Source organism: Nitrobacter sp. (genome assembly GCF_047149785.1).
GTDB lineage: Bacteria > Pseudomonadota > Alphaproteobacteria > Rhizobiales > Xanthobacteraceae > Nitrobacter.
The window spans coordinates 1020241-1035246 of record NZ_BAAGBE010000001.1 but is presented as its reverse complement, the minus strand read 5'-3'; the positions used below and the strand labels follow the sequence as shown (position 1 = coordinate 1035246).

Sequence of the window (15006 nt, the reverse complement as noted above, 5' to 3'; positions counted from 1 at the left end):
GCCCATGTCCGATCAGAATGTTTCCGACAAGAAACCGCAACCCGACCCGGCGGAGGACAATGCGTTCTTTCCCTCAAGCTATTCGCTGAGCCAGTTCACCTCGCCGAAATCGGACCTGAACGACGCTGATTATCCGACACGCTATCAGGGCGGCAAGAAGGTGCTGATGATCGGCGCCGACGAGCGCTACCTGCTCACCGACAATGGCAGTTTCTTCTCAACCGGCAACCACCCGGTGGAGACGCTGCTGCCGATGTACCATCTCGACAAGGCCGGCTTCGGCTTCGACGTGGCGACAGTGTCGGGCAATCCGGTAAAGTTCGAATACTGGGCGATGCCGTCAGAGGATGCGGAGGTGAAGGGCTTCTTCGCCAAATATCGTCCTCAGTTCAAGCAGCCCCTGACGCTGTCCGAAGTCATCTCGCGGGGGCTCGACGGCTATGCCGCGATCTTCATTCCGGGCGGGCATGGCGCGCTGATCGGCCTGCCCGAAAGCAGGGACGTCGGCGCCGTTCTGAAATGGGCGGCGGCGAACGACAGATTCGTAATCTCGCTCTGCCACGGACCCGCGGCCTTCCTCGCGGTCGGCGACAGCGACATCTATCGCGGTTACGAGATCTGCGCCTTCCCCGATGCGCTCGACGAGAAGACGCCCGATATCGGCTACATGCCCGGCCACCTGACGTGGAAGTTCGGCGAAAAGCTGAAGACGCTCGGCTTCAGGATATTGAACGACGACATTTCCGGCGCCGTGCATAAGGACCGCAGGCTGATCACCGGGGACAGCCCGCTGGCCGGCAATGCGCTCGGCAAGCTCGCGGCCGAGGCGCTGCTTGAAGACGTCGCGGCCAGATGACGAACGCGCGGCAGACGAAACCCTGTGGCAACAAGCTCGGCTCGTTCAGAGCAAGGTCAATCCGCCGCTCGTCCCCCAGACGAATTGGTTCGGCCGCGCGTACCGGGTCAGCTTCTTCGCGGCGGCGTGAAAGCATTCGGCTCGCTCGCGAGAGCTGACGTTGCTCCGGCGGCTGATCAATGCACGGTCATCCAGGCTCGCGCATCGCGTTGCGCCGCGACGATCTCGGCCTCGGACATGAGCGCCGCGACTTCCCGGCGCATCGCAATCGCTTCGGCGTGGCCCTTGACCGCCGCGAGGTTGAACCATTTATGCGCGGCCACCAGGTCGACCAGACCGGCCCGGCCGCTGGCCCAGTACAGGCCGCGCTCGAACAGAATATCCTGAATGGTGCCGGCATCCACCGGCGCCGCCGTGTCGAGATCGATATGCCCCTGAAACATCCCTCTGTTCCTTTTTATAACCGCCCTGCTCCGAGCGCGGCCCCATCCACTTGTCGTCGCCCCGCTGGTCCCGACCGCCGTTCGCCGGCGTGCCGTCCAGACGCGCAGACCATGGCGGTAAAATTTGAAGAGCAGTTTAAGCATCGCAATGAATCGAAGGTGAACGCTCCGTGCGGGAGCAACACACGGAATCGAAAAAGCCTTTGTTCGACGGGGGCTTTCCTGATTTCACGGAATTCGGTTTACCGTCGTGTTTGGCAAACCGCTAACCATCGCCGGAGCCGGTATCGTGCCCGATCCGGCAGAGGCGCAGAACTATGGCGTTTTTGAGCGAAGCATGTCCCCGGGCTTGGCCCGAGGATGAATACCGCGTGAAGAAAGCGCATCAAAACAATAATCTGGAGCTTCGCCTTCGTAAGCGGTATTCCGCGGTCACTTTCTGAAGATGTCCTGATCTGCGAGTTTGATGGTTCTGATAGCTTTTCTGGCATGCGATAAGCGCCGTTCAGGAATCATATATCGAGGCGAGACTATAAAAGGGGTTGAGCCAGTGCTGATCACCGCTTTCACCATCCTCGGAATTGCCGTGCTGCTGGGCTCTGTGCTTGCGGTTATGTATATGCCTGAAGGCGCTGCAGCGCCGTCCTGGCGGCTGGCGGCATTGCACGGACTGGTGGCCATCGGCGGTCTCGGCTGTCTCGGTCTCGCCTTGCGTGGGCCGCCTCGCGGGCTCGATCAGGGGGCCGGCTCGTTCGGCATGATTGCAGCCGTGCTGATCGCGCTGGCAGCCGTCGTCGGCTCTGTCCTCTTTTCAGCGCGCCTTCGCAAGCGGCGGCTCTCGGGCACGCTGATCGGCATTCACGCCACGCTCGCGATCAGCGGCTTTGTCGTGCTCCTCGTCTACGTGACGGCTTGAGGCGGCTGGGCCCGTCACGGGCGTTGACCATGCCCAGATGATCCTAGAGCGTTTTCGAGCGAAGCGGATGCCGGTTCGCGTCAAGAAAACGCGTCAAATCAAAATCATAGAGCCCGCTTCTGATTCCATCAGGAGCGAAAATGCTCTGGCAACGTCGTGAAAACCGCGGTCACGGCAACGACGGCAGCGATTCAAAAGATGGGGAAACAGCAACACCGGGGCTGAGCCACGCCGGCGGCAGGACGAGGGCGTCGGTGAACACGTCAGGACCAACTCTCACCGCAGCCGAGGCCGCTGATGATTGCGGACATTGACGTCCGCATCGAACGAAGACCCCCTATGGAACCGGGATCTTCCTTCGGACCGGTTGTCACGGGAATTTCGCAACCGACGATCCGACCGTTTGACCTGATGTCTCGCCGACACCCTCTCTCGTCGACCGGAGCCTGGATTGAAAATCTGCTCTTGGAAAACAAACTCTCTTCGGCTCTTGCGACGTCGCCGGCATCAAGCTGCCGGCGATTCCATAACGCGAGCTTACTTCTTCTTCTTGGCGACCTTGCGGGTCTTCTTCGCAGTCTTCTTCACCGCGCTCTTCGCCTTCTTTGCCTTCTTCGCCTTTGCCTTCTTCGCCTTCTTGGCCATGTTGCCCTCCAGGGTTAGTGAGATGGCTTAGTCGCTTTCGTGCACTCGGGAATCGAAATGCACATCCTTCGAATACACCAACACATTGAAAAAAACAGTGTCCCGCTTAAGGAAGTGTTGATGCAACATGCGGGTGAGACCGCGGCACGTTTCGCGACGAAGCGCGGATTCGCCGGTTGGCGAGGCAAGCAAGCAGTGAAAAACCTGCGCCGGAGACTGTCAAGATTTCATAAAGTGGCTGCGCCGCAGCGACATTCTGCATGTCTGGAATGAGCGGCAGGTGCGTCACGCGCATACGTCGAGTCGCTGTGCCGGTGAACCGAGCTACTGCTGCGGACTCCGAGTCGCAGCTTTTGGCAATAAAAATATTTTCATGATGGATTTGGAAGTCACGGTTCGGCGCCGGTGAATATCCGCTTTCTGCGAATCGCGAAAATCCGATTCGCAGAAAACGGTCCGGCTATCGCGTCCCCACTGCCGAGCGGCGACGGAGCTTCCAGCACACGCATGCGCGACTGTCGTTTCAACGCAACGACGAAGCGTGGCGCTGGCTGATATCTTTTTCGCGTTCCGCAAGGTGCCCGTCCGGACAACCCGGTAACGCCGGACCGCCCGCGCAAGCACCCACCGCGCCGATGCCGACAGACCTCGTAGAATGCAGGCGCAAACGGAGTTGAAGCGCTGGTTGGCCGCCGCCTAAGACCGTTACAGACCGAGCTTCGCCTTGAGCAGATCGTTCACGGTTTGCGGATTGGCCTTGCCGCCGGACGCCTTCATCACCTGACCGACGAACCAGCCGATCATCTGCGGCTTGTCGCGAACCTGAGCGGCCTTGTCCGGATTGGCGAAGACGATGTCATCGACTGCCTTCTCGATCGCGCCCACGTCGGTAACCTGCTTCATCCCGCGCGCTTCGACCAGCGTCCGCGGATCGCCGCCCTCGGTCCAGAGGATCTCGAACAGATCCTTGGCGATCTTGCCGGAAATGGTCCCCTCGCCGATCAGGTCCACGACAGCGGCGAGCTGCGATGCCGAGACCGGCGACGCAGCGATGCCCCGGCTCTCCTTGTTGAGTCGCCCGAACAGTTCGTTGATCACCCAGTTGGCAGCCAGCTTTCCGTCGCGGCGCGCATTCCCAAGCCCGGCCAGCACCGCCTCGTAGAAGTCGGCGCTCTCATGCTCGCCGACCAGCACGGCGGCGTCATATGGCGTCAGGCCGAAGTCGCCGATGAAGCGCGTCTTCTTCTGATCGGGCAATTCCGGCAGGTCGGCCTTCAGCGCCTCGACGAAGCCTTGCGAGAATTCCAGCGGCAGCAGGTCGGGGTCCGGGAAATAGCGGTAGTCGTGCGCCTCTTCCTTGGAGCGCATCGCGCGGGTCTCGCCCTTGTCGGGATCGAACAGCCGGGTTTCCTGGTCGATGCTGCCGCCGTCCTCGAGGATGCCGATCTGGCGCCGCGCCTCATGTTCGATCGCCTGACCGATGAAGCGGATGGAATTGACGTTCTTGATCTCGCAGCGGGTGCCGAAGGGTTCGCCGGGCCGGCGCACCGAGACGTTGACGTCGGCGCGCAGGCTGCCCTTCTCCATGTCGCCGTCACAGGTGCCGAGATAGCGCAGGATCGTCCGCAGTTTCGTCACATAGGCCCTGGCCTGTTCCGACGAACGCATATCGGGCTTGGAGACGATTTCCATCAGCGCAACGCCCGAACGGTTCAGATCGATCGCGCTCATGCCGGCATGCTGGTCGTGCAGCGACTTGCCGGCGTCCTGTTCGAGGTGCAGCCGCTCGATCCCGACCGCGATGCTTCCGCCGTCCGCCAGATCGACCACGACCTCGCCTTCGCCGACGATCGGCGACTTGTATTGGCTGATCTGATAGCCCTGCGGCAGGTCGGGATAGAAATAGTTCTTGCGGTCGAACACCGAGCGCAAATTGATCCGCGCATTCAACCCCAGTCCGGTCCGCACCGCCTGCCGGACGCACTCCTCGTTGATGACCGGCAGCATGCCAGGCATGGCCGCATCGACCAGCGAGACATGGCTGTTGGGGTCGCCGCCGAAGGCGGTCGAGGCACCGGAGAACAACTTTGCGTTGGAAGTGACCTGGGCATGGACTTCGAGCCCGATCACGATCTCCCATTCGCCGGTGGCGCCCTTGATCAGGTTCGACGGTTTGACGGGTGCGTTCATGCGCGGTTTTTACCTCGGGGATTGCGACGGGAAAACCCCCGTCTTTGTGCATGCTACACGCGCCCGCTTACATGCTGCCGGCAAACGCGCGGAATGCCGGGCTCGCCCGCAAGGCGTCGCGCCCGGCGGCGATCACGTCGTCGACCTGTTGCGGCGGCAGATGAAAGCGGGTCGGAACGGCCTCCAGGCGGGCGGCGCGCGCAGGATCGAGTTGATCGAAGCCGATCCTCCCGACGAACAATTTCAGATCGCGGCAATTCCAGCCCGGACGCGCGCCGTAACGAGCGCGGTCGGCCGCCGACAGGCCGCAACGCCAGTGGATCAGCGCTGTCTGCCAGTCGCCCATGGTTCGCTCGAAGGCGGTGTAGCCTGCGCCGACGCTGGCATCGATCGCGGTGTCCGCGGCCGCCTTGACCAGGTCGACGCCGCTCGGGCCTTCCACGGTATTGATCCAGTTGCCGGAAACGCCGGTCTTCGCGTCAATCACCAGAAACAGTGCGCGCCGTATCTTGACGGCCTGATCGGGCGATAGCGGTCCATAGGGCGTGCTCGCCGACAGCCGCGCGATGGTGAAGCCGGACAAGCCATAGTTGTCGACCAGGCCGCCGTCGAGCAACTTGATGTAGGGAATTTCACCATCGTGATAGCGGCTGACCGCTTTTGCAAACGCGCTCAGCATCGGCGGCGCGTTGCGGTTATCGCGCGCTTTCACGATCCAGGCCGGCAGCGGATCCTTGCAACGCCCCGGAAAGGTCTGGATCACCACCGGCGCGAAGGCGACGGGCACCGCGGCCGAGGCGGCTACCGCATTCGCCAGCGGATAGGACGCGAGATCGCTGCACATCGCGCTGAACGCGGTCACGCCGAAAACAAAGGGCGTGCGATTGTAGATGTCGGAGGCGTTGATCCACACCCGCGGGCGCACCGTCTTGCGAAGGTCGGCGAAGGTCGCGCCATGAAACAGGTTGGCGTCGAGCCAGCGCGGCAAGCCGCTTGAGTCATTGATGCCGCCGGCGAACGCCTTTCCGAGGGTAGCAAGATTGAGGTCGGTCTGAAGCCCCTCCTCCGCATTGCGCAGCAGAAACTTTTCGCGGAAGTCGGCCAGCGCCGCGCGCTTGCGCAACCCGAAATACGCCGCGGTAACCGATCCGCCCGAAACGCCGGAAATGAAGTCGATGCGGTCCAGCATCGATGCGCCGCCGCCGCGTGCCGGAATCTGCGCCAGTTCTTCCAGAACCCCGAAGGAAAACGCCGCCGCGCGCGTGCCGCCGCCCGAAAACGACAGCCCGACCAGATCGTCGTCGGTCGCGGCGCGCTCCTCGAAGTTTTCGTGAAGCTGACCCGCGAGACTGGCGCTGCTGCCCGGCTGGTTGACCGGCGCATTCTGGATCGACGCGCAACCCAGCAGCAACGCGCACAGTCCGATGATAGCGAATGCCGAACGCATGGTTATGCAATTGCCCCGCCGATGCCGCCAAAGATGAGCATCGCTAAAAGTGCTGCCAGACCGGACTCTGCGCGAAGTTAGAGCCTTTCCGCTTCTGATGGAATCAGAAGCGGGCTCTATATTTTTGATTTGACGCGTTTTCTTGACGCGAACCGGTAGCCACTTCGCCCGAAAACGCTCTAGCCGCCCGCACCGCCCAGCAATTCCGCGACGATCTGGTTCCACTCCTCCTCGGACGAGCCTTTCGCAAACGGCTTGTCGGCGCGGCGATACCAGTAGGCGGCGTTGCCGATCTCGCGCCCGCCGAGCCGATGCAGATAGGCGTGCACCCAGGCCGCCTCCGCGCCGACCTGCGACTGCACAAGGACGTGCGCCTTGTTCCAGTCGCCGTTCGCGGCCCACCACAACGCGGCGAGCGACGCCGAAACGCCCTGCGGCGGCTCCGCGTTGGTCAGGCTGGCCTTGAAAGCATCCGGCGTCACCACCACACCTCCGGCGTAAAGCGCCCCGCCGCCTGCTCGACGACCTCGCCGAGCGAAAAGAGCGTCTCTTCATCGAACGGACGGCCGATCACCTGTAGCCCAAGCGGAAGCCCTTGCGCATCCTTGCCCGCAGGCACGGCAATGCCCGGCAGGCCGGCCATGTTCGCCGTCACGGTGAAGATGTCGTTCAGATACATCTCGATCGGATCGGCGCCGGCCTTCTCGCCGATGCCGAAGGCCGCGGATGGCGTCGCGGGTGTCAGGATCGCGTCGACGCCGGCCGCATAGCAGTCCTCGAAATCCTTCTTGATCAAGGTGCGGACCTTTTGCGCACGAAGGTAATAGGCGTCGTAGTAACCTGCGGACAAGACATAGGTGCCGATCATGATACGACGGCGGACCTCCGCGCCAAAGCCCTTCGCGCGCGTATTCTCATACATTTCGACAAGATTGCGGCCGTCGACGCGGGCGCCGTAACGAACGCCATCGTAACGCGCGAGGTTCGACGACGCCTCGGCGGGCGCCACGATGTAATAAGCGGGCAGCGCGTATTTCGTATGCGGCAGCGAGACCTCGACCAGTTCGGCGCCCGCGGCTTTCAGCCACTCGGCGCCCTGCGTCCACAGCCTCTCGATCTCCGCGGGCATGCCGTCGAGCCGATATTCCCTGGGAAGGCCGATCTTCATTCCTTTCACGGATCTGCCGACCGCGGCTTCATAGTCGGGAACTTCGCGATCGACCGACGTCGTGTCCTTCGGGTCGTGGCCGGCCATCGAGCGCATCAAAATGGCGGCGTCGCGCACGGTGCGCGCGATCGGCCCGGCCTGATCGAGCGACGATGCAAACGCGACGATGCCCCAGCGCGAGCAGCGTCCGTAGGTCGGCTTGATGCCCACGGTGCCGGTGAAGGCGGCGGGCTGGCGGATCGAACCGCCGGTGTCGGTCGCGGTCGCGCCCAGACACAGTCCGGCCGCCACCGCCGAGGCCGACCCGCCCGACGAACCGCCGGGGACCAACTTCGCATCGGACCCCTGCCGCCGCCACGGATTGACCACGGGGCCGAAGCGCGAGGTCTCGTTCGACGAGCCCATCGCGAATTCGTCGTTATTGAGTTTTCCGAGCATCACCGCGCCGTCGCGCCAGAGCTGCGACGTTACGGTGGATTCGTAAGGCGGCTTGAAATCGTCGAGGATTTGCGAACACGCCGTGGTCCGCGTGCCTTCGGTCGCGAACAGGTCCTTGACGCCGAGCGGAATGCCGTTGAGCGGGCCGCCCTCGCCTTTGCCAATCCGCGCGTCGGCCTCGCGCGCCATCGCCCTCGCCCGCTCCGGCGTCTCCAGCACATAGGCATTGAGCGCGCGCCCCCGCTCCATCGCCGCCAGATGCGCGTCGGTCAACTCAATCGCCGTAAACGATTTGCCGGCGAGACCGTCACGGGCCTCGGCGAGCGTCAGCGAGGTCAGATCCGTCATCGATCGACCCGGCTGCACGTGAAGACAGACAGTGTCCTGTCGTTCCGGGGATCGGCGGCCCGGATTTTATCGTCCGCCTGAATCCGGTCGAGAATGGCGTCGATCGCCTTGTCGGGATCGGCGGTCTCGCCCCGGCGCTCCATGGCGTCGAGATAGTCCATATAGGCCCGATAGGCCTTTTCATCGCCGCACAGCAGACACATGGGCTCACAACCTGTTATTCGACGACCTTGGGCACCAGAAAGAAATGGTCATCCGTCACCGGCGCGTTGGCGACGATCTTGTCGGCGATCTCGCCGTCATTCACCACGTCGGCTCGCTTTTTCATTTCTATCGGGATCACCGACGTCATCGGCTCGACGCCGTCGACGTTCACCTCCTGCAATTGCTCGACGAACGCGAGGATCGCATTCAGTTCGTCCTGAAGCGCGGTAACTTCCGTCTCGCCGATCGCGATCCGCGCGAGATGCCCGATACGGCGAACGGTGGCGGCATCGACAGACATGATACACGGAGCCCCAACATTATATAATATAGAGTACAGAGCCTCGCCGCGCTCGAACCGCCCGACAAGGCTTCCGCCGTATAGCAGAACCGGCTTTCGCGCCGCAACCGCGCGCTGTCTCTCCTGCAACCTGCGATGGGCTCAAACGCCTCGACGCGTCCTCCGCCGGCGCGCCGTTTTGCCATGCGTCGCGCGCATGTTATGCGAGGCGATGCCCGCCCCCGTCCTGCCATTGATCGAAGCCGCCTCGCACTGGCCGCAACGCGGCGCGCTGGTCGGCCTCGACCTCGGCACCAAAACCATCGGCGTCGCGGTGTCCGATCCGGATCGCCGCCTCGCCACCGGCGTCGAGACCATACAGCGCACCACGTTTACGGCGGATGCTTCGCGGCTGCTCGCGATTGCGGGCGAGCGGAGCGCCGCCGGTTTCGTGCTCGGCCTGCCGATCAACATGGACGGCAGCGAAGGGCCGCGCGCGCAGTCGACCCGCGCGTTCGCGCGCAACCTGGCGAAACTCATCGGTCCCGCCATCGGGTTGTGGGACGAACGGCTCTCCACGGTCGCGGTGGAGCGCGAACTGATCGGAATGGACATGAGCCGCGCGAAGCGTGCCCGGGTCATCGACGAACATGCCGCGATCTTCATCTTGCAGGGAGCGCTCGACCGGCTCGCGGCGCAGCGGCGGTCCTCCGGATCGGACTGAAGGCGCGGCAGCGCGGATCGCGCCGGCGTCATGAGTGGCCGGCGAGCCACAGCGTCTGCAGCGTGGCCGCGAGGTTGTTGAGGCCATGCAGGATCACGGTCAGCCAGATCGAGCCGCTGCGATAGCGCAGGTAGCCAAACAGCAGGCCGATCGAGAATACCTCGCCGAAGAAAAACCAGTCGTATTGCAGGTGCATCGCTGTCCACACCAGCGACGACAGAACGATGGCGCCGGCGGGCCTCAGAGCGGTCTCCGACCATCCGCGATAAAGGAATCCGCGCGTCAGCAACTCCTCGGTGATCGGCGCCACCACGCAAAACGAGACGACCAGGAGCCACAGCGCGCCCTCGGCCTGCGCCGACTTCATCACTTCTGCCATGAAGGCGGCCGAACTTTCATGCCCAACCGCGTTGGATATCCCCTCCCATCCCATCACGAGCACGACCAGGGCGACGATACCAAGGAGCAGATATCGCCAAGACATCCAGCGCAGCGCCAGATATTCGCCAAACGGCACCCGCGACTTCCGGATCGCGATCCAGAGCGCCAACAAGGCGGCGGGCAATCCCATCACGACCGACAGGGCGACCGTCAGGCCGTTTCCGGCGTGCTCCGTGATCTTGTCGAAACCGAACGGCGCGGGATCGATCAGCACGAAATAAGCGAGGACCGAAAGCTGTCCGGCAAACATCGCGGCAAATACCACGAGGCCCCACAGGCTGGTGCCGATGAATTTCCAGGCTTGCGGCGGACGCGGTTGCCGAGGCAGCGGCGGCGGCACCACAGCGGGATACAAGGGCGCTTCGGCAGAACTCATCGACCTTTCCTTTCGTCGTGCCCGGCCTTATGCCACATGACGCCCCATACCCTTTCTGAATCGTTGCCGGCGCTCACGGCAGCGCCCGCTCAAGCAGATCGCGGCTCTGTGCGGCAGACAATTCGGCCGTCCCGAACATCCGCCCGTGACCGCCGCCAAGGCGCGTCGCCGCGAACAGCGCCGCCTGCGCCGGCGCGGTCCTGTTGAGCGCGGCGGCCGCGGCGAGTTGCGCGAGCGTCTCCACCGCCTGCCGCGCCGCCCGCTCGCCATCGGGCCGGCGAAAAGTCTTGGCCAGGAATGCCACCGCTTCCGCGGCTCCGGGCAGACCCTTGGTGTCCGCCACGAACTCTTCGAGCACGGCCGTTGCCGCCTCCGACTCGCGCCCGAGTGCGCGCAGCACGTCGAGGCACATCACATTGCCGGAGCCTTCCCAGATCGCGTTGACCGGCGCTTCGCGGTAGTGCCGCGCCAGAATGCCCTCCTCGACATAGCCGTTACCGCCGAGGCACTCCATCGCTTCATACAGGAAACCCGGCGCGCTTTTGCAGATCCAGTACTTCACCGCCGGCGTCAGAAGCCGCATCCACGCGACCGCCTTGGCGTCCGCCGGGGCTTCGTCGAAAGCGCGACACAGCCGCATCACCAATGCCACCGAGGCTTCCACATGCAGCGCCATGTCTGACAGCACCGCTTGCATCAGCGGCTGATCGACGAGATGTTTCTGGAACACGCTGCGATGGCGGGCGTGGTGCAACGCATGCGCCAGTCCCGAGCGCATCAGGCCCACCGAGGCGATGGCGCAATCCTGCCGCGTGAGCTGCACCATCTGGATGATGGTGCGGATGCCCTTGCCCTCCTCGCCGACGCGTTCGGCATAGGCTTCGGTGAACTCCACCTCGGCCGAGGCATTGGAGCGGTTGCCGAGTTTGTCCTTCAGCCGTTGCAAATGGATCGCGTTGACCGAGCCGTCGGGCCGGAAGCGCGGCATGAAAAAGCACGTCAGCCCGCCGTCGGCCTGCGCCAGCACGAGGAACGCATCGCACATCGGCGCCGACATGAACCATTTGTGGCCGGTGATGCGATACGCGTCACCGTCGCGCACGGCGCGGGTCTGGTTGGTGCGCACGTCGGTGCCGCCCTGCTTCTCGGTCATGCCCATGCCAAGCGTCATGCCGCGCTTGCTCCACCATGGAGCAAACGACGGATCGTAGGCCCGGGTCGCGATCACGGGCATTGCCTTCGCCAGCACGTCCGGCTGCGCAGCGAGCGCCGCCACCGAGGCGCGGGTCATGGTGATCGGGCAGAGATGCCCGGTCTCGACTTGCGCGGCCATGTAGAATTTTGCGGCGCGAGCCACTTCCGCGGCGCTGCCCGCCGGCTTGCCATCGACGGTCCATGTGGAATTATGGAGTCCCGCACGGGCGCTGTGGGCCATCAGGTCGTGATAGGCCGGATGGAATTCGACCTCGTCGCGCCGGTTGCCGCGCGCATCGAACATCCGCAGTTTCGGCGGATTCTCGTTGGCGAGACGACCGCGCGCCGCCATCGCCGCCGATCCCCAGTGCCTGCCGAATCCGGACAGTTCGACCGCCACAGCCTTTCCGCCGTTCGCAGCCACCGCCTCGGTGAGCGGACGATCCAGCGTGAACAGGTCGATATCCTCGAACGGCGGCGACTGGTTGAGCACCTCGTGCGTTCTGAAAGAGGCCTGTGTCATGCATCAACCTCCGCGAGCGCCGGGGCCATCCAACCTTACGCCGGAACAGGCGCGTTATCACGGCCCTTTATGTTTACCTCGAGCGAGCATCACCGGGGGAAAACTCGCCGGAGCGCTATTCGACCTTGCTCCGCCCGGAAACTCTGCCTATAGCTCTGGCTTTAATGACATCGTCTCCGAAATCGAGCTTTGTCCTCGGACACCGGCATTTGCTGGGCATCGAGGGCCTTTCCGTCGCCGACATCACCGGCTTGCTCGACCTTTCCGAAGAATACGTCGAACTGAACCGCCAGATCGACAAGAAACGCACCTCGCTGCGCGGCCGCACCCAGATCAACCTGTTCTTCGAAGCCTCGACCCGAACCCAGTCCTCTTTCGAAATCGCGGGCAAGCGACTCGGGGCCGACGTCATGAACATGTCGGTGTCGTCGATGTCGACCCGCAAGGGAGAGACGCTGGTCGACACCGCGATGACGCTCAACGCCATGCATCCGGACATCCTGGTGATGCGCCATTCCGCCTCCGGCGCGGTGGAACTGCTGGCGCGCAAGGTCGACGGCTCCGTCATCAACGCCGGCGACGGCGCCCACGAACATCCGACCCAGGCGCTGCTCGATGCGCTGACCATCCGCCGCAACAAGGGGCGGCTCGAGGGACTTCTGGTCGCGATCTGCGGCGACGTGCTGCATTCGCGCGTCGCGCGCTCCAACATCATCCTGCTCAACGCCATGGGCGCGCGGGTGCGCGTCGTTGCGCCCTCCACGCTGCTGCCGCCGGGCATCGAGCGCATGGGCGTCGAGGTCGCCCGCGACATGCGCGAGGGACTGGACGGCGCCGATATCGTAATGATGCTCCGCCTGCAACGCGAACGGATGAGCGGCTCGTTCGTGCCGTCGAGTTCCGAGTATTTCCACTACTTCGGGTTGGACCAGAAAAAGCTCGCTTATGCAAAGCCGGACGCGCTGGTCATGCATCCGGGGCCGATGAATCGCGGCGTCGAGATCGACTCCATCGTGGCCGACGGAGCCCAGTCGCTGATCCGCGAACAGGTGGAAATGGGAGTGGCGGTGCGGATGGCGGTGCTCGAAGCGCTGGCGAGGAACCTGCCGAATGCGTGAGGCTGCAACTTTTCCGTCATTCCGGGGACGGCCAAAGGCCGTAACCCGGAATCCGGCCGCAGCGGTAACCCTCCCATCCGGCTTCCGGGTTCGCTTCGTTGCACTCGCGCCCCGGAATGACGACGGACCTGTGACACCATGCTGAACGGCCGCCGCCCCGTCCTGCTCGCCAACGCCCGCATCGTCGATCCCGCGCGCGACCTCGACGTCCCCGGCGACGTGCTGATTTCCGATGGCGTCGTTCGCGATGCGCGGCGCGGCATCGGCGCCGCCGGAGTGCCCGAAGGCACCGACATCATCAACTGCGCCGGCAAGATCGTCGCGCCGGGTCTGATCGACATGCGCGCTTTCGTCGGCGAACCAGGCGCCGGCCATCGCGAAACCTTTGCGTCCGCGAGCCGCGCCGCCGCCGCCGGCGGCATCACCACCATCGTCTGCCAGCCCGATACCTCGCCGGTGATCGACAATTCCGCGACCGTCGATTTCGTGCTTCGTCGCGCACGCGATACCGCGATCGTCAACATTCATCCGATGGCGGCGCTGACCAAGGGGCTTGCGGGCAAGGAAATGACCGAGATCGGCCTGCTGAAGGCGGCAGGCGCGGTCGCCTTTACCGATGGCGCGCGCAGCGTGATGAACGCCCAGGTCATGCGCCGCGCCCTGACCTATGCCCGCGACTTCGACGCCCTGATCGTCCACCACACCGAGGATGCCCATCTGGTCGGCGAAGGGGTCATGAACGAAGGCGAGTTCTCCGCCCGCCTCGGGTTGATGGGCATTCCGGCAGCCGCGGAGGCGATCGTACTGGAGCGCGACATGCGGCTCGTGGCGCTGACCGGCGGACGCTACCACGCGGCGTCGCTGACCTGCGCGGAATCGCTCGATATCCTCACGCGTGCGCGCGACGCCGGGCTCCCGGTCACCGCATCCGCGTCGATCAATCATCTGACGCTGAATGAAAACGATATCGGTCCGTACCGCACGTTTCTGAAGCTGTCGCCGCCGCTGCGTAGCGAGGACGACCGCCGCACGCTGGTCGCGGCGCTGGCGTCGGGCCTGATCGACGTCGTGATGTCCGATCACAATCCGCAGGACGTCGAGACCAAGCGGCTGCCGTTCGCGGAAGCCGCGGCCGGTGCGATCGGGCTGGAAACCATGCTGACGGCGGCGTTGCGGCTCGTGCACAACGCGGAACTGGATTTCAAGACGCTGATCCGCGCGATGTCGACGCGGCCGGCCGAGTTGCTCGGCCTGCCGGGCGGATCGTTGCGCCCGGGCTCGCCCGCCGATGTCATCGTGATCGATCCGGATGTCCCGTGGATCCTCGATCCCGCCGATCTCAAATCGCAATGCAAGAACACGCCGTTCGACGAATCCCGGTTCACCGGCCGGGTCGTCCGCACCATCGTCGGCGGACGCACCGTTTTCGAACACGTCTGACGTCGTGGCCTCGCGAGCGGTCTGGAATATCGAGCCTTTCCGCTTCTGATGGAATCAGGCGCGGGGCTCTATGTTTTTGTTTCGACGCGTTTTCTTGACGCGAACCGGTAGCCACTTCGCTCGAAAACGCTCTAAAATCAAAACCATGGAATTCCAACTTCCGACTTCACCGGAAACGACAGGCTTTCGGAGCGGCAACCACGAAAATCACTGCCAGCACAACCGGATACATTCGCATGTCGACAATCTGGACGA

General features: G+C 63.8%; 14 protein-coding genes. 5 read left to right on the top strand and 9 right to left on the bottom strand.

Annotated features, from left to right (window positions below):
* The first annotated feature begins 4 nt into the window (after nt 1-4).
* On the top strand, nt 5-856 hold the full coding sequence (gene hchA / locus ACMDCM_RS04770; RefSeq protein WP_412772498.1) for a glyoxalase III HchA: 852 nt from the start codon (nt 5-7) through the stop codon (nt 854-856).
* 176 nt (nt 857-1032) lie between these two features.
* Here hchA and ACMDCM_RS04765 read toward each other — a convergent pair whose 3' ends face one another.
* Nucleotides 1033-1299 (bottom strand): hypothetical protein, encoded by a 267-nt coding sequence (locus ACMDCM_RS04765; protein ID WP_412772497.1) that lies wholly within the window; start codon nt 1297-1299, stop codon nt 1033-1035.
* A 550-nt stretch (nt 1300-1849) separates the two neighbouring features.
* Between ACMDCM_RS04765 and ACMDCM_RS04760 the strand changes: the two genes are divergently transcribed.
* Nucleotides 1850-2215, top strand: a complete 366-nt coding sequence (locus ACMDCM_RS04760; protein ID WP_412772496.1) for a hypothetical protein — start codon at nt 1850-1852, stop codon at nt 2213-2215.
* A gap of 1350 nt (nt 2216-3565) precedes the next feature.
* On the opposite strand, the gene gatB is transcribed toward ACMDCM_RS04760, so the two are convergent.
* The 6 genes from gatB to gatC all read right to left on the bottom strand — a co-directional run bounded on the left by gatB (nt 3566) and on the right by gatC (nt 8956).
* A complete protein-coding gene (gatB, locus tag ACMDCM_RS04755) occupies nt 3566-5050 on the bottom strand; it encodes an Asp-tRNA(Asn)/Glu-tRNA(Gln) amidotransferase subunit GatB (RefSeq protein ID WP_412772495.1) in 1485 nt (494 codons plus the stop codon).
* Nucleotides 5051-5117: 67 nt separating this feature from the next.
* Nucleotides 5118-6497 carry a patatin-like phospholipase family protein gene (locus tag ACMDCM_RS04750; RefSeq protein ID WP_412772494.1) on the bottom strand — a complete coding sequence of 460 codons (1380 nt, stop codon included), beginning with the start codon at nt 6495-6497 and terminating at the stop codon, nt 5118-5120.
* A 179-nt stretch (nt 6498-6676) separates the two neighbouring features.
* On the bottom strand, nt 6677-6985 hold the full coding sequence (locus ACMDCM_RS04745; protein WP_412772493.1) for a hypothetical protein: 309 nt from the start codon (nt 6983-6985) through the stop codon (nt 6677-6679).
* Nucleotides 6976-8451, bottom strand: a complete 1476-nt coding sequence (gene gatA / locus ACMDCM_RS04740; RefSeq protein WP_412772492.1) for an Asp-tRNA(Asn)/Glu-tRNA(Gln) amidotransferase subunit GatA — start codon at nt 8449-8451, stop codon at nt 6976-6978. The genes ACMDCM_RS04745 and gatA overlap by 10 nt, the downstream gene beginning before the upstream one ends.
* The gene (locus tag ACMDCM_RS04735) at nt 8448-8654 is read right to left on the bottom strand and encodes a hypothetical protein (protein WP_412772491.1); all 207 of its coding nucleotides are present in this window, start codon (nt 8652-8654) and stop codon (nt 8448-8450) included. Before ACMDCM_RS04735 ends, gatA begins: the two co-directional genes overlap by 4 nt.
* A 14-nt stretch (nt 8655-8668) precedes the next feature.
* Nucleotides 8669-8956: an Asp-tRNA(Asn)/Glu-tRNA(Gln) amidotransferase subunit GatC gene (gatC, locus tag ACMDCM_RS04730; protein ID WP_412772490.1), complete on the bottom strand. Its 288-nt coding sequence runs from the start codon at nt 8954-8956 to the stop codon at nt 8669-8671.
* 211 nt (nt 8957-9167) lie between these two features.
* On the opposite strand from gatC, the gene ruvX reads away from it, so the two are divergent.
* Nucleotides 9168-9659 (top strand): Holliday junction resolvase RuvX, encoded by a 492-nt coding sequence (ruvX, locus tag ACMDCM_RS04725; RefSeq protein WP_412772489.1) that lies wholly within the window; start codon nt 9168-9170, stop codon nt 9657-9659.
* A 28-nt stretch (nt 9660-9687) separates the two neighbouring features.
* On the opposite strand, the gene ACMDCM_RS04720 is transcribed toward ruvX, so the two are convergent.
* Both ACMDCM_RS04720 and ACMDCM_RS04715 read right to left on the bottom strand, forming a co-directional pair.
* On the bottom strand, nt 9688-10476 hold the full coding sequence (locus ACMDCM_RS04720; RefSeq protein WP_412772488.1) for a CPBP family intramembrane glutamic endopeptidase: 789 nt from the start codon (nt 10474-10476) through the stop codon (nt 9688-9690).
* Nucleotides 10477-10549: 73 nt separating this feature from the next.
* Nucleotides 10550-12193 carry an acyl-CoA dehydrogenase family protein gene (locus tag ACMDCM_RS04715; RefSeq protein WP_412772487.1) on the bottom strand — a complete coding sequence of 548 codons (1644 nt, stop codon included), beginning with the start codon at nt 12191-12193 and terminating at the stop codon, nt 10550-10552.
* Between the two features lie 164 nt (nt 12194-12357).
* Here ACMDCM_RS04715 and ACMDCM_RS04710 point away from each other — a divergent pair, with 164 nt between their 5' ends.
* Together ACMDCM_RS04710 and ACMDCM_RS04705 are read left to right on the top strand one after the other, a co-directional pair.
* Nucleotides 12358-13311, top strand: coding sequence for an aspartate carbamoyltransferase catalytic subunit (locus ACMDCM_RS04710; RefSeq protein WP_412772486.1), 954 nt, complete (start codon nt 12358-12360; stop codon nt 13309-13311).
* Between the two features lie 138 nt (nt 13312-13449).
* A complete protein-coding gene (locus ACMDCM_RS04705; RefSeq protein ID WP_412772485.1) occupies nt 13450-14751 on the top strand; it encodes a dihydroorotase in 1302 nt (433 codons plus the stop codon).
* Nucleotides 14752-15006: the final 255 nt, after the last annotated feature.

Excerpts from the sequence above, each read along its gene's own strand:
- hchA (WP_412772498.1), top strand. The coding sequence starts at position 5 with ATGTCCGATCAGAATGTTTCCGACAAGAAACCGCAACCCGACCCGGCG.
- ACMDCM_RS04765 (WP_412772497.1), bottom strand. The coding sequence starts at position 1,299 with ATGTTTCAGGGGCATATCGATCTCGACACGGCGGCGCCGGTGGATGCC.
- gatB (WP_412772495.1), bottom strand. The coding sequence starts at position 5,050 with ATGAACGCACCCGTCAAACCGTCGAACCTGATCAAGGGCGCCACCGGC.
- ACMDCM_RS04750 (WP_412772494.1), bottom strand. The coding sequence starts at position 6,497 with ATGCGTTCGGCATTCGCTATCATCGGACTGTGCGCGTTGCTGCTGGGT.
- gatA (WP_412772492.1), bottom strand. The coding sequence starts at position 8,451 with ATGACGGATCTGACCTCGCTGACGCTCGCCGAGGCCCGTGACGGTCTC.
- ACMDCM_RS04735 (WP_412772491.1), bottom strand. The coding sequence starts at position 8,654 with ATGTGTCTGCTGTGCGGCGATGAAAAGGCCTATCGGGCCTATATGGAC.
- gatC (WP_412772490.1), bottom strand. The coding sequence starts at position 8,956 with ATGTCTGTCGATGCCGCCACCGTTCGCCGTATCGGGCATCTCGCGCGG.
- ruvX (WP_412772489.1), top strand. The coding sequence starts at position 9,168 with ATGCCCGCCCCCGTCCTGCCATTGATCGAAGCCGCCTCGCACTGGCCG.
- ACMDCM_RS04720 (WP_412772488.1), bottom strand. The coding sequence starts at position 10,476 with ATGAGTTCTGCCGAAGCGCCCTTGTATCCCGCTGTGGTGCCGCCGCCG.
- ACMDCM_RS04715 (WP_412772487.1), bottom strand. The coding sequence starts at position 12,193 with ATGACACAGGCCTCTTTCAGAACGCACGAGGTGCTCAACCAGTCGCCG.
- ACMDCM_RS04710 (WP_412772486.1), top strand. The coding sequence starts at position 12,358 with ATGACATCGTCTCCGAAATCGAGCTTTGTCCTCGGACACCGGCATTTG.
- ACMDCM_RS04705 (WP_412772485.1), top strand. The coding sequence starts at position 13,450 with ATGCTGAACGGCCGCCGCCCCGTCCTGCTCGCCAACGCCCGCATCGTC.